At 41.5% G+C, this 19,734-nt stretch carries 18 protein-coding genes; 12 read left to right on the plus strand and 6 right to left on the minus strand.

Features of this window, described 5'->3' with window-relative positions; all coding sequences use genetic code 11:
• Positions 1-101 precede the first annotated feature (101 nt).
• Together cspB and IEE86_RS14820 are read right to left on the minus strand one after the other, a co-directional pair.
• Positions 102-302, minus strand: coding sequence for a cold shock-like protein CspB (gene cspB, locus IEE86_RS14815; RefSeq protein WP_003212277.1), 201 nt, complete (start codon positions 300-302; stop codon positions 102-104).
• Positions 303-512: 210 nt separating this feature from the next.
• Positions 513-1,604, minus strand: a complete 1,092-nt coding sequence (locus IEE86_RS14820) for a GGDEF domain-containing protein (RefSeq protein ID WP_191097903.1) — start codon at positions 1,602-1,604, stop codon at positions 513-515.
• Positions 1,605-1,703: 99 nt separating this feature from the next.
• On the opposite strand from IEE86_RS14820, the gene IEE86_RS14825 reads away from it, so the two are divergent.
• A complete protein-coding gene (locus IEE86_RS14825; RefSeq protein WP_191097904.1) occupies positions 1,704-2,084 on the plus strand; it encodes a hypothetical protein in 381 nt (126 codons plus the stop codon).
• A gap of 34 nt (positions 2,085-2,118) precedes the next feature.
• Here IEE86_RS14825 and IEE86_RS14830 read toward each other — a convergent pair whose 3' ends face one another.
• A complete protein-coding gene (locus IEE86_RS14830) occupies positions 2,119-2,517 on the minus strand; it encodes a spore coat protein (protein ID WP_191097905.1) in 399 nt (132 codons plus the stop codon).
• Between the two features lie 154 nt (positions 2,518-2,671).
• On the opposite strand from IEE86_RS14830, the gene IEE86_RS14835 reads away from it, so the two are divergent.
• Positions 2,672-3,178, plus strand: a complete 507-nt coding sequence (locus IEE86_RS14835; protein ID WP_191097906.1) for a YhcN/YlaJ family sporulation lipoprotein — start codon at positions 2,672-2,674, stop codon at positions 3,176-3,178.
• Between the two features lie 156 nt (positions 3,179-3,334).
• Positions 3,335-4,210, plus strand: a complete 876-nt coding sequence (locus IEE86_RS14840; RefSeq protein ID WP_191097907.1) for a hypothetical protein — start codon at positions 3,335-3,337, stop codon at positions 4,208-4,210.
• Positions 4,211-4,234: 24 nt separating this feature from the next.
• On the opposite strand, the gene IEE86_RS14845 is transcribed toward IEE86_RS14840, so the two are convergent.
• On the minus strand, positions 4,235-4,879 hold the full coding sequence (locus tag IEE86_RS14845; RefSeq protein ID WP_191097908.1) for a spore coat protein: 645 nt from the start codon (positions 4,877-4,879) through the stop codon (positions 4,235-4,237).
• A gap of 143 nt (positions 4,880-5,022) precedes the next feature.
• Here IEE86_RS14845 and IEE86_RS14850 point away from each other — a divergent pair, with 143 nt between their 5' ends.
• From IEE86_RS14850 to IEE86_RS14860, 3 genes are all read left to right on the plus strand, one after another.
• Positions 5,023-8,403 carry a CheR family methyltransferase gene (locus IEE86_RS14850; RefSeq protein WP_191097909.1) on the plus strand — a complete coding sequence of 1,127 codons (3,381 nt, stop codon included), beginning with the start codon at positions 5,023-5,025 and terminating at the stop codon, positions 8,401-8,403.
• Positions 8,404-8,484: 81 nt separating this feature from the next.
• Complete coding sequence (locus IEE86_RS14855; RefSeq protein WP_191097910.1) at positions 8,485-11,388, plus strand: 5'-nucleotidase C-terminal domain-containing protein; 2,904 nt, start codon at positions 8,485-8,487, stop codon at positions 11,386-11,388.
• Between the two features lie 33 nt (positions 11,389-11,421).
• On the plus strand, positions 11,422-11,988 hold the full coding sequence (locus IEE86_RS14860; RefSeq protein ID WP_191097911.1) for a class D sortase: 567 nt from the start codon (positions 11,422-11,424) through the stop codon (positions 11,986-11,988).
• A 37-nt stretch (positions 11,989-12,025) separates the two neighbouring features.
• Here the strand turns inward: IEE86_RS14860 and IEE86_RS14865 are convergent, their stop codons facing one another.
• Positions 12,026-12,934 carry an RluA family pseudouridine synthase gene (locus tag IEE86_RS14865; RefSeq protein ID WP_191097912.1) on the minus strand — a complete coding sequence of 303 codons (909 nt, stop codon included), beginning with the start codon at positions 12,932-12,934 and terminating at the stop codon, positions 12,026-12,028.
• Between the two features lie 109 nt (positions 12,935-13,043).
• Between IEE86_RS14865 and IEE86_RS14870 the strand changes: the two genes are divergently transcribed.
• The 3 genes from IEE86_RS14870 to IEE86_RS14880 all read left to right on the plus strand — a co-directional run bounded on the left by IEE86_RS14870 (position 13,044) and on the right by IEE86_RS14880 (position 15,925).
• Complete coding sequence (locus IEE86_RS14870) at positions 13,044-13,394, plus strand: DUF5365 family protein (protein WP_191097913.1); 351 nt, start codon at positions 13,044-13,046, stop codon at positions 13,392-13,394.
• Positions 13,395-13,705: 311 nt separating this feature from the next.
• Positions 13,706-14,371 (plus strand): HAD family hydrolase, encoded by a 666-nt coding sequence (locus IEE86_RS14875; RefSeq protein ID WP_191097914.1) that lies wholly within the window; start codon positions 13,706-13,708, stop codon positions 14,369-14,371.
• 15 nt (positions 14,372-14,386) lie between these two features.
• Positions 14,387-15,925: a bifunctional GNAT family N-acetyltransferase/carbon-nitrogen hydrolase family protein gene (locus tag IEE86_RS14880; RefSeq protein ID WP_191097915.1), complete on the plus strand. Its 1,539-nt coding sequence runs from the start codon at positions 14,387-14,389 to the stop codon at positions 15,923-15,925.
• Positions 15,926-15,970: 45 nt separating this feature from the next.
• Here the strand turns inward: IEE86_RS14880 and IEE86_RS14885 are convergent, their stop codons facing one another.
• Positions 15,971-16,387 carry a hypothetical protein gene (locus tag IEE86_RS14885; RefSeq protein ID WP_191097916.1) on the minus strand — a complete coding sequence of 139 codons (417 nt, stop codon included), beginning with the start codon at positions 16,385-16,387 and terminating at the stop codon, positions 15,971-15,973.
• Between the two features lie 167 nt (positions 16,388-16,554).
• Here IEE86_RS14885 and IEE86_RS14890 point away from each other — a divergent pair, with 167 nt between their 5' ends.
• The 3 genes from IEE86_RS14890 (at position 16,555) to IEE86_RS14900 (ending at position 19,591) form a co-directional block, all read left to right on the plus strand.
• Entirely contained in the window at positions 16,555-16,971 is a 417-nt protein-coding gene (locus tag IEE86_RS14890) for a VOC family protein (protein ID WP_191097917.1), read from the plus strand.
• 81 nt (positions 16,972-17,052) lie between these two features.
• Positions 17,053-17,970 carry an AEC family transporter gene (locus tag IEE86_RS14895; protein ID WP_191097918.1) on the plus strand — a complete coding sequence of 306 codons (918 nt, stop codon included), beginning with the start codon at positions 17,053-17,055 and terminating at the stop codon, positions 17,968-17,970.
• A gap of 28 nt (positions 17,971-17,998) precedes the next feature.
• Positions 17,999-19,591 (plus strand): PucR family transcriptional regulator, encoded by a 1,593-nt coding sequence (locus tag IEE86_RS14900; RefSeq protein ID WP_191097919.1) that lies wholly within the window; start codon positions 17,999-18,001, stop codon positions 19,589-19,591.
• Positions 19,592-19,734: the final 143 nt, after the last annotated feature.

Genomic DNA, 19,734 nt, shown 5'->3' on the forward strand with positions numbered 1-19,734 from the left:
TCATCAGGTTCTCTTTTTTTTATGGTACAAAAAAACCGCCGGCAGAAGCCGAGCGGTTTTCCTTCACTCTATAAAGTGCTAAAAGAGCAGATGCCCTTAAATTACGCTTTGTTAACGTTAGCAGCTTGTGGTCCACGGTTACCTTCAACGATTTCGAAAGAAACTGCTTGACCTTCTTCTAAAGTTTTGAAGCCTTCGCCTTGGATAGCAGAGAAGTGAACGAATACATCGTCTTGACCTTCTACTTCGATGAATCCGAAACCTTTTTCAGAGTTGAACCATTTTACTTTACCTTCTAACATGAAATTTCCTCCTAAAGCGATCTTAACGCTTAAATTCACTATTCTTGCTCTACACAAACTTCAAGGACGAAAACTCTTTCAAAACTTTCTTCTTAAAGGTGATACGAACAAAAATAATTACCTTTACTTTACCAGTGTTTGCGGTAAAAAACAACTGTTATACGAAAACTTTTTTGAAAATAATTAGTGCTAACAAATTGAGGAAAAAGCCTATGTTAAATGGTCTTTTTTTCTCTCTGAAAAGCTCACTTGATTTCGGCCTGACTGCTTCGCTTTATAGAGCTCCTGATCAGCTATAATCGGTAATTGTTTGATGTCAGCACTTGTTCTAGGGTAGTAAGCACACCCAAGTGATACCGTAATATGAATGGACGTTCCATTCTGTAGATAAATCGGCTGATCCGCTATTTTTCTCCGCAAGCGTTCTGCAATTTGCCATGTTTTTTCAACTGTACAATTTGGTAGAAGAACAGCAAATTCCTCACCGCCGATCCGGCCAATATAATCAGAGCTTCTTGTGTTTTTGATTAGCCTTGTTCCGATCTCTTTTAAAACAATATCTCCCTCATGATGCCCATATTGATCATTGATGGATTTGAAGTAATCAATGTCCAGGTAAATCAGGGACATTTGATGGATAGGCTGCTTTAATTTCATAGAAAAAGCATCACTTAATACCTCATCGAACTTACGTTTATTTAAAACCCCTGTTAAAAAGTCATAATGAGCTTGGAATTTATACAAATTTAACAGCTGATAGGCTTTTGTTTGATGCTCAATGACGTAAAAGTTAAATAATCCAGCAATGTATGAGAACATCCAATAAGTGGAATGTAGTTCAAATGATGTTTCATGTACGATGGTAATAAACAAAATGGTTGCTATCACGTTGCTGATCGTAATAGATAACAGCATCTTTAAGACATGATTGATATGACGTTCAGCAATCAAAAAAGAGGCTGTGGCGATAAACATCATGGAAAAAATATTGATGAAAGAAGCGATGTTGGCTTCGAATAATAACCGGCCAATAATGACAACACATGCCGCAATGATGGTTTGCGCGATGCCTCCATATAAGGCCGTTAAAATAAGGGGGATATGTCTTAAATCGATGATGGCTGGTCCTGCTTTGATAGAAAAGAACATTAAGAGGACACCGAGTAACCCAGAAAGCATGCCCTTACATATCTGCCTGAGTAAGGTATCTTCTTTCTTTAAAAAGTTCTCTTTAAACACAAGCATAAATAAATAATGGAAAGTGACAAGAATTGTTAAATTAATAAAGAGGTCTCTTAGCAAAATAAAATCACCTTTTTAAAATTACTAAAATTTGTTGCAAAAGAAAAGGGGAAACAAGATAATTAATAAAAATTTTACTTGTGAGAGGGGCGAAAAAGAGTGAGGAGAACACAATTTCCAGATCAAACGGATTGGCTTTCTTTTTTTGAAACTGAGCCTGATGAAAGGTTTGAACGAGGTATGCCTATTGAATATCAGGATCTGACATTTCGATTTGAGAACCAAGACGAGCGTTTCGTCGTCACGATGTACCTTGGAGGTCAAGAATTTACGTTAACGGCTGTTCGAAAAAAGGATGGATCGGTTTTAGGCATCTATGATTTTAAAACCGTGCAGCATGTAGAGATAAAAAAGGACAATCAATACGAGAAAGAGCTTTTAATCATAGTAGAAGCTTATGGTGATTTTATTACAACAGTCGAAATCACCTTTTTCCCTTTCTTCCGTGTGATGGTTAAAGAACATTTTTCAGGAGAATAAACAGGAGCCTCTATTCATGAAGGCTCCTGTTTTCTTATTTGTGCTCGATGTCATTGATCACTTGCTGGATTGATTCATCATTCATCACATTCATGACACTTTCATCAATGTGAAGAGATTGTGCATAAGACTCACTTGGCTGATGGGTTTTTGAGGATGGTTGCTGCTGATTCGTGTGATTTGGCTGGACAGCGGTAAATGCTTGCTTGATCATTTGCCCGACTTCAGCTGTCCCTTTTGATTCCTTATGCGAGTGTGATGCATGGTGAGACGGTTCATGATGCTGTTGATCATTGCCTTTCATCATTGAAGACATATTCATTTGTGTCATGCTTTTCAGCCTTCTGCGTAAAACCGGGGAAAATAATGCAATGATGGCTGTTGATGCTGCAATCATTGCGCCAGTGCTCATGCCTTTTCTTTTTTTAAACAAACGAATCCCTCCATTTGATGGTGATGATACTTCTTCATCATGTTTAGGATGACCAAACGAGGCTGAATTATGAATTCATTTTGCTGAAAAAAAGGATGTGTGCATAAAAAGTGGGCTGAATGAAAAACCTATGAGCAAAAGGAGGGAATAATTGATGAATAAGAAATGGATGCTATCTTTACTACTTGTTCCAACATTGATCACTGCTGGGTGTGGAATGAACAACCAAGGCGATGAGCGTAGAGGAACAATGAAACGACAGTATGAAAATGTCACATATAAGAATGACAACATGAGGCAGGATCAGCCAGATGTTCAAACACCTCAGAAGGTCAAAGTGGCAGAAAAGGCGTCAGAGCTTGTAGCCAACATGCCCGAGGTGAAAACAGCAAGCGTGCTTGTCACAGGCAAGAATGCATTTGTTGCTGTCGTGCTTGAAGGCAATAAAAGCGGTGATGTAACAGATGATTTGAAAAAGAAAATTTCAGACAAAGTCAAATCAACGGATCAACAAATCGACAACGTGTATGTATCTGCTAATCCAGACTTTGTCGATCGTATGACAGGGTATGGAAAACGTATTAAAAGCGGAGAGCCAATTTCAGGATTTTTCGATGAGTTTACTGAAACGGTTAGACGTGTCTTCCCTGAATCAAAATAGCTACGACAAAAGCCGTATGTCATATGCGGCTTTTTTGTTTGGAATCGCACCTTGCGCACCTGACTGCATAAAGTAAAAAATATATCACCTCTTGTTGATCTTTGTTTTTTCATAGAAAGAGAAAGAGGCTGTAGGATGAATTCAGGTGGGGAGTAAATGAAAGAAAAACCGTCATTGATTCATAAAAAGCTTGTAGGCGGAATGATTGCAGCAGGTTTGATTTTTTATGCTTTCACCGCGTACGTGATTGATGTTGCGTTTCAGCTGACAGGACAATATTTAGAGCAGCAGTCATCGCCTAAAACGGTCTTAACGGAGGGGCTCAATAAGCAAGTCTATGAACATATCAGAATTTACTATGCAGAGCAAGAGCATGCCTTTGTGGACCTGACAATAGATGCTTTGAATCAGGCGAAGAAGAGGACAGCATCAGTGTTTCAGTTTGAGCCTGACAAACCTTTAGACATTATTTATTTTGACGATAAAGAGACGATCGAACAATTTGCCGGCATCAAGCATATTACGGGGTTTTACTCCGATCATGATCAAATGATCGGGTTATACCCAGATAGACGAGAAGAATTGTTGAAGAAAGAGACACTGCCCTTATACTTTTTCAACACGTTATTGATTCATGAGTATGGTCATTTTGTTTTCTATGAAAAGGTGCATGCATACAAGGTGTCTCCGGTGATCTTTCCTCTTTGGTTCCATGAAGGAACAGCAGAATGGACGGCCTACGATGTGTTAAATGCCACGTCCGAACGGTTCGACGTCGTCCCTTTTCAATCTCTTCATTCTGATCAAGACTGGCAAGACTCCCGGATGACGTATGAGACTGATGTTTATTTACAAAGCTATTACATGATCTATGAGCTGGTGCAGCTTTACGGACGAGACATCATTCATGAGATCATGGAAGAAACGGCGAAAGCGGGCCAGTTTGATAGAGGCTTTGAACAGGCGACAGGGGAGCGGCTCACAGATTTTGAAGAACAGTTTACATTGATGTATCAAAGAAAAAATGGCTGACCAGAGAAAGGGTCAGCCATTTTTTTAATGAAGAGGCTTTTGCTGATTGGCCTTGCTTGGCGGCATTTGAACCTGCCCCTGAAGCGGTGCGAAGGCTGATGTCATGGCTGTCATATCTTGTTTAGTAAGCTGCGGGACTTGATAGTAGCCATGTTTATTTTGGTACAAGAAAATTTCATACGCCATTTCGATAAAGTTCGGAATTTGCGCAGCAAGCACACGTCTAACAACTGGATTTGTTACCTCTAATGCGGTCATTGAAAGTAACCCTGCATGTGATTTAACGAGGCCAAGCATATGCCCTGTAATCCCTGCATCTTTCACATCCTGTAATGACTGATTCGGCTTCTTCGGCTGAGAAGGTTTGATCCCGTACGTCACCTGTGTATGTTCTTGCATCATATAAGTGGCGGTTTCTTCACTAGGCTTTTGTCCAGTAGAAAAACAATCTACAGTGACATTGTACTGGGATAGAACGAATTGATATTGTCGATCTAATATGTCGGATAATACAGGATCTTGGATATATTGCCGTAAGATCATATATTGATCCAAAATATTAATCGTGCCTGCTAAAATTTCATGTAAATCAAATAACTCATGCCCTCCATGGTTGAGCTCAGGCTGAGGGGCACTCCCTTGAGGCAAAGGCTGCTGATCGTTTTGCATAGAGATTCCTCCTTCTGTTTATACATTCTGTTTTAATGTGAGCTGTTTTCCTTCTTTCATGCAAAAAACATTATTTACAATTAGAGGGTTTTCTTCCTTTTTGTCGAAAAAAAGTATCAGACGAATGAACATGGGGGTACCAAATGCAGGACAAAATCATTAATCGTTTGATAGAAGACGAGCATGTGCAGGCACCAGTGATTGGCATCGGTGTTTCGCCGTTTGAACAGCATCATCTTGAGGCTTTTTTTCAATCGTTTCCACATGAATTAAATGCCTCTTTTATTGTTGTGCAAAATCATGTGACGGGCGATTGTATAACTGATTTGGAATCACTTGTTTTACCGATCGGCTACCGGGCAAAAACGATGAAGCATGGTGAGAAAGTCATGAAAAAGATGATTTATTTTTGTCCGCAGCATGCGGTTGTCACCTTAACAGAAGACAAGCGGCTGCACCTATCAGAGCAGCGTCCAGCGAATAGGGCATGCTCTGTCGACTCGCTTTTTCACTCACTTGCGAGCGTGCAAAAGGAAGAGGCGATCGCGATCTTTTTTCAAAAAGGTCATTGTGTGGGGAATGGGCTGCTTCAATTGGTACAGCAAGGCGGTACAGCCTTATCATGCAGCGAGATAGAAAGTGGTTTTGACAGCATGTATCATCAAACATTCAAAGATCCTTCGGTTCTTGCGGCATATATCGCCAATATCATCAACATCCCGCATGTCGATGATGCTGATCCTGCTTTGCTTAGAATCATTGAACGACTTGAAATGTATAAAGGAATTGCCTTTTCAACCTATGAAAAGAAAAGAATGCTCTTAGTCATTCAAAAACGAATGCGGAGTGCAATACAACCGATTTCATTATTAGCAGAGTACGACCGTTTATTAGAAAGGGAGCCAGATGAGCTCGCTCGGTTACACGTGCAGCTTCTAAGTGGCACGACTTCTTTTTTTAGGAATATGGAGGCCTTTCGAGTATGTGAACAAAAGATCATTCCGTCGATCATTGAACATACGATGAAAAACGGGAAATCCCGGTGCCGCATTTGGATTGCGGGATGTTCTACAGGGGAAGAAGCTTATTCCTTTACGATGTTATTTTTAGAAGAAATGAAGCGAAGACAAGTGTCAATTGAACTTCAAGTATTTGCAACAGACATCAATCGGAAAGCCATTCAAATGGCTAGTAAAGGCCATTATTCAATAGAGTCTATGGCAAGAATGCCTGAAAAATGGCGGGCGCGATATTTCGAAAAAAAAGGTGACGCTTTTATTGTGAAGCAGTCGCTTAGAAAACATATTGTCTTTGCACCTCACAATTTATTGATTGATTCACCTTTTATCCACCTCGATTTTATCAGTTGCCGAAATGTTCTGATGTACTTCCAGCCAGAAGTGCAAAAACGAGTATTGTCCCGATTTCAATATGCTTTAAAAGAGCAAGGGATGTTGATATTAGGGCCGAATGAAACTGTACCCGATATCCCTCGTTTGTTTCATTTGTTTAATGAAAAGTGGAACATTTATACCCATTCAAATGACCCTAAACACAATGTACCTTGGGCACGTGATGCTCATGATGTGGAGTTGAAAAAGCGAGCTGCACAATATATGCAAGAAGTAAGCAAGGATTATGACGCATGCATGGTGGTTGACGATTGTGACAAAATCCTGGCGGTATCTCAGGGTGCCTATTCTTTCCTAGAGCATACAGAAGTGCCAGATCAATCATGTGAATATGTAACACCTGATTATATGAAAGAGATGCTAAGCCAAACCTTTCAAAAGGTATGGACAGACGAGACAGAGATTGTGTTTCAGCATGTCCTCATTTCGAAAAAAGACAGAAAGCAATATGCAGATTTCACCGTGAAAAGTTTTGATCGCCGTTTTAAGGGAGTATACGTCATTCTCATTCGGATGAATGAGAGAGGAAAAAATCAAAAGAACGGCAGGGACATAGGAATGTCAGATCAGAATTCAGTCTATCAACAGCGTATTGTCGATTTAGAAAATGAACTCAATGAAGTCAAACAAAAAGAGCAAGAGGCAAGGGATGAATTAAAAGCGAAAAACATGCAAATAGAGGCGTTTGAGAAAAAACACGAGCATTTTATTAATATCATAAACAACTTGAAGGTAACAAGAGAGGAGCTGTACCGTCCCTCTGTGAAGCCAGAGCTTGCAACGTTGTTTGTGGATCGTGACATGAATATTCGCTATTACACTCCTACAGCTGCCTCTTTATTTACTTCAGCTCAAAAAAGGCACAAGCAATCCTTTCAGTCAATGGCTAAACAGCTTACGAAGGAAACGCTATATCATGACATTCAATCCGTCATATCGGACAGGCGTGTCATCGACCGTGAAATTGAAACGAACGAAGGCGAACAATTCACCGTCCACATCACACCGCTCTTTGATCAGGATCATGAGGGAGCAGTGATGACATGGATTAAAATGACGGAAATGACGAAAATGAAACAGGCACTGCATCTTGCGGTGACAGCGCTTGATAACAGCCATATTCATATTGTTGTCGCGACAGAGGAAGGGATCATCCAATGCGTGAATCAGCGCTTTTGTCAGTTTGTACAGCAGCATGAATATGACCTGATCGGTAAAGATATTTTTGGTGTCTACCATTCGCTATGTCAATGTGATGATCTAGTGAAGCAATGGGATGTTTGTTTGAGAGATGGCAGCTGGACAGGTGAACTGTACTTTCAGGATTTATCAGGACGCGAACGATGGGAGAGAGTCTCCCTACACCGAATTGATGATCCTGACAAAATGCAGGCAACCGTGATGCGTATTTCAGAGGATATTACCAATCAAAAGCAATCAGAGAAGATGCTGATGAAGTCTGAGATGCTGTCGGCAGTTGGGCAGCTTGCAGCCGGCATTGCTCATGAGATACGTAATCCGCTTACGTCGCTTAAAGGATTTTTACAGCTGATGATTCAAAGTAAAAAGTATCAGAAGGATTATGCAGATGTGATGATGTCAGAGTTTAATCGGCTTGAGGCGATTATTAACGAATTCTTAGTGCTTTCTAGAAGTAAATCTGTGAAATTTGAGCCGGTACATGTCAATCTGCTGCTCGAAGAAGTCATTATGGTCGTTGAATCACAGGCCGTATTAAAAGGCGTGTCCATTCAAAAAAACTTTTCTCCATCACTGCCAAACATTCAAGGCATTCCGAATGAACTGAAGCAAGTCTTCCTGAACATTCTTAAAAACGGAATTGAAGCCATGGATGGTGTGACAGGTGTCATCAAGGTAACCTCATTACCGAAAAACAATCAAATGATGCTGATATTTGAAGACCAAGGAAAGGGCATACCAGAGGACGAAATGGGGAAACTGGGTGAACCTTTTTATACAACGAAAGAAAAAGGGACAGGCCTTGGATTGATGATGACCATTAAGATCATTGAAAGCCATGGCGGGACCATTCGTTTTGAAAGTAAAAGCTTTGAGGGAACAAGGGTGATTATTACGTTTCCAATGAGTTGAACAAGTTTTACATGAAAACCATTCAACATCAATATTTACTTTGTACAATGTGAGAGATGAAGCGCAAAGGGGAGAGATCTAATGAAACGTATTTTATCCATTCGAATGATCTGTTGTTTGGTTTTGGTGATTTTTAGTCTGCAATCCTTAATGCCTGGCATGATGGCAAAAGAGCAGGTCAGGGCGTCTGAGAAGAAGGAAACTGTATGGAAACAAATGAAGCCAATGAAGATCAAGAAAGCCCGTCAGCTGATAGGAGAGATGGTGACGGTGAGCGGAATTGTGACAGCAGATCAATCCGCTATAGGTAATGGAAAACTGTCCACATACATTCAAGACAAATCAGCTGGAATCAATATTTATTCAGGACAGCCCAATAACTTCGCAGAACTAAAAGCTGGTATGAAGGTGACAGTAACTGGTAAGATCACATCTTATAAAGGACTGATCGAAATTGTGCCAGATCAAGATCGTCTAAAGATAGATGCTGTGAATCAAACCTTGCCAAAGCCAAAGCAAGTCTCCATAAAACAACTAGAAACGGATCAGGCACGTAAACATGAAGGAAGACTAGTGAAGGTAAAAGGCTACGTGGAATCAAAGCCGGACCAGTCTGCTGGTGGTGGATACAATGTGGTCATCATAGATAAAAAATATCACAGTACCATCCTTAGAGTGATGGTCGATACAAATGCTATTGATCAAGTGAAGACAGGGAAATGGTATGAGTTTACAGGGGTGTTAAGCAGGTACGATACGCTCCAAGTGCTTCCAAGGCACAAGGATGATGTCAAACTGCTGAAACGACAGCCAAAGCCGCCGAAAATCAAGAAAGAATATCAAGCAACGGTTGACCGGGTAGTGGATGGAGATACGATTCATTTAAAGAAGCCTGTTCTAGGTACAACCAAAGTGCGCTTTGTCAATATGGACACGCCGGAAACGTACCATAAGCCAAAAAATGAATTAGATCAAAACCAACTGCGCTTTGGACAGCAAGCGACGGACTACTTAAAATCGCTTCTTTCAAGCGGTGATAAAGTCACATTAAAAATTGGTCCTGAAGCGAAGGATGGCTATGGACGCCTTTTAGCTCAAGTGAAAACCAAACAAGGGGTCAATACGAATTTAGAGCTTGTGAAAAAAGGATATGCCTCTACTTACTTCATCTGGCCAGTTGGAGATGAAAAAGACTATCATACATTCCAACAGGCAGTGAAAGAGGCGAAGGAAAAAGGGCTGGGCATTTGGAACGAGGCAGATCCTCTCCTGGAACAGCCGTTTGAATTTAGAGCACGTGAACAGAAAAAGGGACTCACGCGTTATGTCGGTGATTCATCTGCGAAAACGTACGTATCCCCTGAAAATTGGAAAGACATAGACGTAGAGAAACGTGTCTTTTTTGCTTCAAAAGAAGAAGCAGAGCAGGCTGGATATGCGCCGGCAGAGGACTCCAGCGAAGTCCCATTAACGATTTTAAGCATGAATGATTTACATGGTAAAATTGATCAAGAATACGAGCTGGATCTAAAAGGTGATGGCAGTAAAGGAATGTACGGAAGAATGGATTATGTGGCGGCTTATATGAAACAAAAACAAGCAGCACACAAAAATACGATCACAGTTCATGCAGGGGATATGATTGGCGGAAGCTCTCCGGTATCTTCTCTTTTGCAAGATGAACCAACCGTTGAACTCATGGAGAACATTGGCTTTGATGTTGGCACGGTCGGCAATCATGAATTTGATGAAGGGGTAGACGAGCTATTACGTATCTTAAATGGCGGAGATCATCCTAAAGGCACAAAGGGATATGACGGACAGAACTTTCCGCTCGTTTGTGCAAACTGTGAGTACAAGGATACTGGCAAACCGCTTCTGCCTGCCTATGAAATCAAAAATGTCGAAGGAATCCCTGTGGCATTTATCGGTGTTGTGACGAAGTCAGCCGCAGGAATGGTCATGCCAGAAGGGATTAAAGACATTCAGTTTACAGATGAAGTGAAAGCTGTCAATGAAGCAACGAAGGAGCTCAAGCAAAAAGGGGTCAAAGCCATTGCCGTCCTAGCTCATATGACAGCCTCTCAAAATGGCGATACCATTACTGGGGAGAGTGCGAAGCTTGCCAAAGAAGGTGATGACGAAATTGATGTCATTTTTGCAGGACATAATCACGAAGTGGTCAATGGAGAAGTCAATGGGAAACTAATCGTTCAAGCCTTTGAATATGGGAAAGCCATTGGCGAAGTGAATGTCACACTTGACCGGAAAACGAAGGACATGGTGAAAAAGAGTGCCAATATCCAGTATGTAGACCAATCTGGTATTGAAAAGGACAAGGAAGCAGCCGATATTTTAGCTCATTACGGCAAAGAGGTTGAGCCGATCATTAGTGAGGTTGTTGGAGAAGCCGGCATAAAAATGGAAGGCGGCTATTCAAATGATGGAGATACTCCGCTTGGTAACCTCATTGCTGATGGCATGAAATACTCAATGAAAAGTGACTTTGCCATGATGAATGGCGGTGGCATCAGGCAAAGCCTCGAAAAAGGACCGATTACCTGGGGTGATCTCTTTAATATTCAGCCATTTGGCAATGTACTGGTCAAACTGGAGATTAAGGGGAAGGACTTGGTTGATATCATAGAAGCACAAATTTCTCCTCAATTTGGACCAGATTATAGTATTTCGGGCTTTTCATATTCCTATGATCCGTTAACATATAAAGTAGTCGACTTGAAGCTGCCTGATGGTTCAGCCGTTGATTTCGATCACACATATACACTGACGGTGAATAACTTTATGGCAACTGCAACTGGAAGTAAATATGCACCGATAGGCAGGTTGGGGAAAAATCCTGAAACGGGTCCTGAAGATTTAGAAGCAACTGTCGCTTTTGTGAAGAGCTTTAAGGGAGCCTCCATTGTGTATCAAAAAGAGGGACGAATTCAAAAAGCAAAACAAGAAGAAAAAGCAGCAAGCTGAAGGCGTATCATCTAAGAATAAAGGAGTTTAAGCATGAAAAAGTGGCTTGCACTGACTGTGATGACAGCAGGGATTGTTCTGCTCGGCTGGGGAATTTGGCAAATCGCCTCTACTCACCTTCAAACAGCTCAATCATTAGAGGAAGCGAAGAAGGCCGTAGCGGCCGATCAAGGGAGCTCAAAAAAGCAGTTTGCTCCTGAAATGGGGAAAGCCGCTGGCATCCTGACGATTCCGAAATTAAAAGCAGACCTGCCCATTGTCGAGGGGACAGATGCGGATGATCTTGCCAAAGGAGTCGGGCATTATAAAGGCAGTTATTACCCTGATCAGAATGGACAAATCGTTCTGTCAGGCCACCGGGATACGGTGTTTCGCCGGACAGGGGAGCTAGATATTGGAGATCAGCTGAAAATCACTGTGCCATATGGTGAGTTTGTTTATGAAATCACACATACGAAAATTGTCGATCAACATGATACATCCATTATTACTTTGCAGAATGAAAAGGAAGAGCTTGTCCTAACCACATGCTATCCTTTTCATTTCGTCGGCAATGCGCCAGAGCGGTATATTATTTATGCAAAAAGAGCGTCTGAATAAAGAAAAAGAGCCTGCATTTGATCAGCAGGCTCTTTTCTTAATGGATGATTTGACTCATCAGCTGGGCCATATCAGGTGGTAGAGGTGCTTCTATGATCAGATGCTCACCTGTAAAAGGATGTTTCATATCTACTTGTTTGGCATGAAGGGCGCATCTGTTGATGTGATCACGAACACCGCCATATAATGTATCCCCAGCTAAAGGATGTCCGAGACTGCTGAGGTGGACACGAATTTGATGCGTTCTCCCAGTCTCTAACTGCAATTTAACGGCTGTCATTTGCAGGCGTTTATTCATGTCGGTGACCCGAAAATGAGTCACAGCACTTTGCCCCGTAGGAGAGATTCTCCGTCTGACTGCATGGTGCTTGTCGCGGCCGATTGCCGCATTGATGGTCCCTTTCTTTTTCTTGAACAGTCCTTCTGCGATGGCGATGTATGTTCTGGTAATTGTTTTTTTAGAAAGCATTTGATCAAGGACAGCATGAGCTAACCTGTGCTTTGCAAAAATGACGGTGCCGCTAGTGTCTTGATCAAGCCTGTGGATATGTCTTACCCGCTTTTCCTCTCCATTTGCTTGAAAATGGAAGGCAACAAGGTTGGCCAGTGTGCCCGTTTGTCCTTTTTCATTTGGATGCGTCGGCCGCCCAGCGGGCTTTTGCACAATCAATAAGTGCTCGTCCTCAAAGAGCACCTCTAATTCGCCATATTCTGGCGTCACATCACTTTCTTCTGTTTCAAATAAGTCGATGATGATCTGATCGCCTGAACTGACTTTTGCCGCGTGGTGGGCAGGCTTTTGATTTAAGCGTATTTTATGCTGCTCCATCCAATCATGGATGATCGGTTTAGAGGCAGACACTTCGGTTTTTAAAAAGTGACTCAATGAAGTGCCGTGCTGCTGCTCACCTACTTTTAGTGAGAGCGTATGTCCTTTTATGATCATGATATCCGTTCCTCTCTTTGGGTATATATAGGAAACACTTACCTTGGCGAACGCCTTTTTTTCTGTGCTATTCTGAATGAAGAAATAACGACAGAGAGGTAGATGTCACGTGAGATTAATGAAAGCTGCTACAGACCTACAGGAGCAGGCAATTGAAGAAATTTCAAAGGATGTGAAAGAACTTTTATCCCATGCTGTCAATGGAGAGCAGCAGGAAGCGCGTCAAAAACAGCGTCCGCTTACATTCATTGATGGGGTTTATAACGGGACGATGGATGATGCTTTTCGTATTTTATCGGGCCTTCAGCTATTACATACCATTATTTTAAAACCTAAACGTCATGTAACAAAACAAGATCGTGAGTTATTTGAGCGGAACCGTGAGCAGGTCAATGCGTGCGGCTTTTCTTTTCCGTTTGACTTAGACGATTTTGTGAACCGGCACCTTCAAAATGCGTAAAAGATGGTGTGAACTTCCTTGTTAACTTACAAGGTGGTCGCACATACTATTTTTAAGGGAACGGAGAAACCTTTAAGATCTGTAATACCAAACCCGCTCTTTTTCAACATTAGCCTAATTCTCCACGAATCGGAGCGCTTGGACCTCTTGCAGAATGAATCGAACACGAATGGAGCCTGACAAAACGGTGCAGGCTCCTTTTATACATAATCATTTTAGCAGACATTCATCTTTGAAAGTCAATTTTATTCACGATATGATAGCATGGAGAGTAGATGTTTAAGACTTTCGTAAAAAAAGGAGTGGCCTCGTTGGTAAAGGCAATTATATTTGATTTTGACGGATTAATTTTAGATACAGAAACGCATGAATATGAGGTTTTACAGGAAATATTTGCGGAGCATGAATCAGAGCTGCCTCTTTCAGTATGGGGCAATGTCATTGGGACGCAGGCAGGCTTTAAGCCATTTGAATATTTGGAAAAGCAGATAGGAAAGACGCTCGATCATGAGGCGCTCACAGCTGACCGGCGTTCCCGTTTTCAAAAGAGAATGAAGGATGAATCAGCAAGACCTGGTGTAGAAGCTTATTTAGAAGCAGCAAAGGAGCTCGGGATCAAGATAGGGCTTGCTTCCAGCTCAGACTATAAATGGGTGTCTGACCACCTGAAGCAGATTGGTCTTTTCGATTACTTTGAATGTATCCGCACGTCCGATGATGTCGAAGAAGTCAAACCAAATCCAGAGCTCTATTTGCAAACCGCACGCTGCTTAGGTGTAGAGCCGAAAGATTGCGTGGCATTTGAGGATTCTGTGAATGGGCTAGTTGCTGCCAAACGGGCAGGCATGAAATGCGTTATCGTCCCAAACAAAGTGACGAGCACGCTGCAATTTGAAGAATATGATGTCAGATTAGAATCCATGGCTGAAATCGAATTGCTCCAGCTATTCCATCAGCTTGAAAAAGAGGATCAGTAAGGGGGCAAAGACATCATGGCAGAAAAACTAGATTTAACGCGTTTTGAAAAAAGAATGGTGATCCGTAATATTAGGGAAGAAGATATTGATCGTATCATTGCGTTGCAAGAGGTATGCTTTCCGGGGATGGACCCTTGGAAACGAGAGCACCTTGAAAGCCATCTCGAGCATTTCCCAGAAGGACAGTTTTGTGCGGAATTTGAAGGAGAAATCATTGGCTCTTGTTCAAGTTTATTAATTAACTTTGATGAATACGATGACAGGCACACTTGGCAGGACATTACAGATGATGGCTACATTACAAACCATAACCCAGATGGTATGAATATGTATGGAATTGAAGTGATGGTAAGTCCTGAGTACCGCCGCATGAAAATAGGTCATCGTTTGTATGAAGCTAGAAAAGACCTAGCGAGAAGATTAAATTTAAAAAGCATCATCATTGGCGGACGCATCCCGAATTATCATAAATATCAAGATGAAATGACGCCACGCCAATATGTTGAGCAGGTCATGCTGCACCAAATTTATGATCCAGTTTTATCCTTTCAGCTGTTAAATGAATTTAGTCTCATGCGGATCAACCCGAATTACTTGCCGGATGATAAAGCGTCTAGCACGTATGCAACATTAATGGAATGGAACAATGTTGATTATCGCCCGCAATCGAAAAGATATTATAAATCGGCCTTCCCCGTTCGAATTTGTGTGATTCAATATGCGATGAAGCAAATTCATTCCTTTGAGGAATTTATGAATCAGGTGGAGTATTACGTTGATGTTGCATCAGATGCGTCAGCTGACTTTGCTGTTTTCCCAGAAATTTTCACGACACAGCTCATGTCTTATTTAGAAGAGCGATCGCCAAGTCTTGCAGTACAACGAATCACAGAATATACCGAGGACTACATTAATTTGTTTACAGATCTCTCTGTGAAGTACAACATTAATATTATCGGCGGGTCCCACTTTGTTGAAGAGGAAGGGAAAATCTACAATATCGCCTATTTATTTAGACGTGATGGAACGATTGAAAAACAATATAAGCTTCACATCACACCGAATGAAAGAAAATGGTGGGGAATTTCAAGCGGTGATCAAGTCCGTGTGTTTGATACAGACTGCGGCAAAATTGCGATCCAAATCTGCTACGATATTGAATTTCCTGAGCTTGCCCGGATCGCGGCTGACAAAGGAGCGAAAATTATTTTTACTCCGTTCTGTACAGAAGACCGCCAAGGCTATTTAAGAGTGCGGTACTGTGCACAGGCTAGAGCGGTTGAAAATCAGATTTATACCGTCATCTCCGGAACAGTGGGGAATCTACCGCAAACCGAAAATATGGATGTCCAATATGCACAGTCGGCTATTTTTGCCCCATCTGACTTTGAATTTGCAAGAGATGGGATTGTAGGAGAGTGTAATCCAAATATTGAAATGGTTGTCGTCGGTGATGTCGATTTAGAAATATTAAGAAGGCAGCGTCAAGATGGCACGGTACGCCAGCTAAAGGACCGAAGAAGAGACGTGTATCATATTGAATATAAGAAATAACCAAAACAAGCGCCCCGTTATGATAGGAGGCGCTTGTCTTTATGTTTACATTTTCTTTAATGCTGATGTAGCAAAGTGAGCAAAGCTTTTGGCAGCTAAAAATGGAACACCTGATTTGACGAGAGATTGATAAATCGTTTGATCTACCTGCTTCCATGTAAGAGTCGGCTCTTCTAAAAGACTTTTTAAATCAGGACCTACATGTTGATTGAAAAACTGTTCAAATTGTACACGTTTTTCTTGTCCTGCAATCAATTCTAATTTTTGTAACCATTTTTCTTGTTTTTGAAAAGATTGTTCAATGTTTTGTTTAATTGTTTCTGTGGTTGAAGGAAGCTGAAAATCACTCTCTGTTGTGACCTGTTTGGTTTGAATAGATGCAGCATCAGCTGTCTGTGTGAATGGTGAAGCGAATAAAAGGACAGTAGTGGAGAGCATCAAAGATTTTGCGATTGTTTTCAAAATGAAAACCTCCTAGTTCATTTAGTTTGGTGTTCGAGGTTTATTATACATTTTTGTTAAAATAAGGTAATGAGTCTTGACGCTTATTTTTTCATGTGACAAAGGGATGCCGTAGCAAAAGACGAATATACTGAAATGGAGATCATGGGTTCAAAAAGGAGAGGAATATGGGGCGACAATCGAAACATTTGTATATTAATTTGCCGGTAAAGCATGTGAAGGAATCAAGGGCTTTTTTTGAGCAGCTGGGCTTTGATTTCCAGCAGGAGTTGACAAATGATAGGGCCGCTTGTTTGGTCATCGACGACACGATCACCGTCATGCTGTTATCTCTTCAGCATTTTCAATCCATTTCAGAGAAGCAACTCGTGGATGCAAAAGAGGCATCTGAGGTGATTATCTCCATGCGAGTCGATTCAAGAGAAGAGGTAGATGAGCTAGTGGAGCAGGCAATAGCAGCAGGTGGTTCGCCGTTTAAGGAAAAGCAGGATCATGAGTTCATGTATGGATGGAGCTTTCAGGATCTTGATGGTCATTTGTGGGAAGTGTTCTATATGGATGAGGAGAGAAGCGGCCTTTCATAAGGGTGCTTCTTTTTTATTGTTTATCAGTGGTATGATAATGAGGAAGCGAAGGTAATTCATCTAGAGAAAAGTAGGTGCAGCATGGAGTTTTTACTTGTCTTAATGCCAGTGTTCGGCATTTTCCTCATAGGGTACATCGGGCAGAAGGCCATTGGTTTTGACATACATACGCTCTCATCCATGTCTTTATATTTAATGTCACCATTTCTTGCATTTGACACCTTTTATCAAAACAAAGTGTCAATGGACTATGTGTACCTATCCATTTTTGTCATCGGGCTTTGCCTTTCCCTTATTTTATGTGTCTTTATTTTATCTCGTATTTACGGTTATTCGAATGAAACGTATTGTGCAATGGTTCTGTCGTCAGCATTTATGAATAATGGAAATTACGGCACGCCCGTTGTCCTGCTTGTCTTTGGAGCAGCTGGTTTAGATATTGCGATTGTTTTAATGGTTCTTCAGCAGCTTGTCATGAGTACAATCGGCATGTATTACGCGGCAAAGGGCGGAGAGGATGCGGGAGATCTAAAGGTTGTATTGAAAAAAGTGCTGCGTATGCCAGTTGCATACGGGGCGCTCATCGGTCTATTATTTCAGCTCATTGACCTTTCATTACCTAAAGAGCTCATGACGGGTATTCAGCTTGTTGGGGATGCAGCGATACCGACGATTATGCTTATTTTAGGCATGCAGCTCGCAGTGATTTCTTTTAAACAAGTGGATTATCGCCATATTTCCTATGCTGTGCTGTTGAAGCTATTTATCTCACCACTGATCGCATTTGGCTTTACGCTCATTTTACCGGTAGATGATCTGGTGAAACAAATTATGATCTTAGTTGCAGCCATGCCGACTGCAGCGAATACCACGCTGATGGCTGTACAATTTCGAACGAAGCCTGAGTTTGTCTCAAGCGCAACATTTCTCAGTACAATCTTAAGTATCGTCACTTTGCCTGTTTTATTATGGATTTTATCCATGCACCCTCTGGGATAGGGGATGGCAAACAAAGGGGGACATATGAATGAATGTAGATGTTCATTTTCAAGTGTGTGATGTATTGAAAACGAAGTATTTTACGCATGCGAAAGTATTAGCTGGGGAAAAGGGACTGTTTCGGCAGGTCAAATGGGTACATGTGTTAGAAGTGCCTGCTGTAGAGGATTTATTAAATGGAGGCGAGCTCATATTAACAACAGCCGCAGGTTTCCATGATCAATTGGATGTATTTAAAGAATTTTTAAGGCAGCTGATTGACTCAGGCGCAGCCGGCTTGTGTATTGAATTTGTTCCGCTGCGCTTCGATGTGCCGGAAGAACTGGTTGCCTATGCAGAAGAACGAGATTTTCCACTCATTCTGTTTACAAAAGAAGTGAAATTCGTCAATATCACGCAGCATCTTCATACGATGATGATCGAACGACAATATCAAATGATGGCCGACCTAGAAGCACTATCATCAAAGCTTAATGAGCTTTTACTTACTCCGCATCCGCAAATGGATATTTTAGATCAAGTGCATCAGCATGTAAGAGGGATTCTTCTACTCATCCCTGTTCAAGGTGAGCCGATTATTTTATGTGATTCTTCGAAACAAACTGAAGAGCTTGTCATGAATTATTTGCAGTATGCGACATTGCCTAAAGGATACGAAGTGACTCAAAAACAAGTCCTCGCACTTAAACAAACATTTGCAGATCTTGTGCTCATTCATCAATCGAATACACTCTCAGAGTTTGAACTGCTCGTGCTGGACAAAGGAGCGAATGCCCTTGCCCAGCAAACGTTAAGAGAGCTGTATACTGAAGAGCTGAAGAAGACAAAAGAAAATGAATGGCTACAAAAATGGTTTCAAGAAGAGCATACAGAAAGAGACATTTTAGAGCACCTTGAAGAAACGGAAGGGGTGAAAAAACCAACTGGCTGTGTGGTCATGCTCTTTCAAAAGCATCATCAAATCGAAGAAATCGCAGGAAATCTTTATTTTCTCGTCTCTTGCCGCTCCATCTTTCAGCGTGCGGGTTTCCATCTGATTGCATATGAGCATCAAGGACAAACCTTGTTTATTTTATTGAACACAAGAAAGAGAGAGGACTGGAAAGAGCGAGCAGAGAAGGCTGCAAGCGAAATCAAACAATTGTATGATCGGGAGCAGCCCCGAGGAACCAAGATCAATTTTGGCATCGGTCAATATTGTGAGCAGTTTCAGCATATGAGACAAAGCTTTCAAACAGCAAAAGAAGTGCTGCATTTAAAAAAAGTGATGCCCCAGCGTGTGGAAAGCCCATTTTATCAAGATTTACATATGCTCCGCCTCCTGCCTATTATGAAGGAAAGTGGCTTACTAGAATGCATGGTAAGAGAATATTTAGAGCCAGTGATTGTCTATGATAAGCAAAATAGCGGCAGGCTCTATCAAACGCTGAACATCTTTTTACAGACAAATGGATCTAAAAAAGAAACCGCAAGCCAGCTCTATATTGTCAGACAGACGCTTTATCATAGACTGGATAAACTGTATGCCTTGCTTGGAGAGGATATGATGCAAGCACCAAAACGCCAGGCGCTTGAATTTGCGATTCTTGCTTATGAATTTCTGCAAGGGGATCGCCGTTAATAAGGTTTGGTACATTTACTCATGCATCAAGTAGAATGTCTTATGGTTCTTTTCAATCAGTTGACGAACTGTCTAATGTAATCTGCCCGGCCTCTTTTCTATAATGAAAGTAACGATTGGTTCTTTCTTACGGGCGGCCTTGT

It is taken from the genome of Bacillus crepusculi (assembly GCF_014764715.1).
Taxonomy (GTDB): domain Bacteria; phylum Bacillota; class Bacilli; order Bacillales; family Bacillaceae; genus Bacillus.

What these genes read in the sequence shown, in the direction of transcription:
- cspB (WP_003212277.1), bottom strand. Translation starts at nt 302, where the DNA reads ATGTTAGAAGGTAAAGTAAAATGGTTCAACTCTGAAAAAGGTTTCGGA.
- IEE86_RS14835 (WP_191097906.1), top strand. Translation starts at nt 2,672, where the DNA reads ATGAATAAGAAATGGATGCTATCTTTACTACTTGTTCCAACATTGATC.
- IEE86_RS14840 (WP_191097907.1), top strand. Translation starts at nt 3,335, where the DNA reads ATGAAAGAAAAACCGTCATTGATTCATAAAAAGCTTGTAGGCGGAATG.
- IEE86_RS14845 (WP_191097908.1), bottom strand. Translation starts at nt 4,879, where the DNA reads ATGCAAAACGATCAGCAGCCTTTGCCTCAAGGGAGTGCCCCTCAGCCT.
- IEE86_RS14850 (WP_191097909.1), top strand. Translation starts at nt 5,023, where the DNA reads ATGCAGGACAAAATCATTAATCGTTTGATAGAAGACGAGCATGTGCAG.
- IEE86_RS14855 (WP_191097910.1), top strand. Translation starts at nt 8,485, where the DNA reads ATGAAACGTATTTTATCCATTCGAATGATCTGTTGTTTGGTTTTGGTG.
- IEE86_RS14860 (WP_191097911.1), top strand. Translation starts at nt 11,422, where the DNA reads ATGAAAAAGTGGCTTGCACTGACTGTGATGACAGCAGGGATTGTTCTG.
- IEE86_RS14865 (WP_191097912.1), bottom strand. Translation starts at nt 12,934, where the DNA reads ATGATCATAAAAGGACATACGCTCTCACTAAAAGTAGGTGAGCAGCAG.
- IEE86_RS14880 (WP_191097915.1), top strand. Translation starts at nt 14,387, where the DNA reads ATGGCAGAAAAACTAGATTTAACGCGTTTTGAAAAAAGAATGGTGATC.
- IEE86_RS14890 (WP_191097917.1), top strand. Translation starts at nt 16,555, where the DNA reads ATGGGGCGACAATCGAAACATTTGTATATTAATTTGCCGGTAAAGCAT.
- IEE86_RS14895 (WP_191097918.1), top strand. Translation starts at nt 17,053, where the DNA reads ATGGAGTTTTTACTTGTCTTAATGCCAGTGTTCGGCATTTTCCTCATA.
- IEE86_RS14900 (WP_191097919.1), top strand. Translation starts at nt 17,999, where the DNA reads ATGAATGTAGATGTTCATTTTCAAGTGTGTGATGTATTGAAAACGAAG.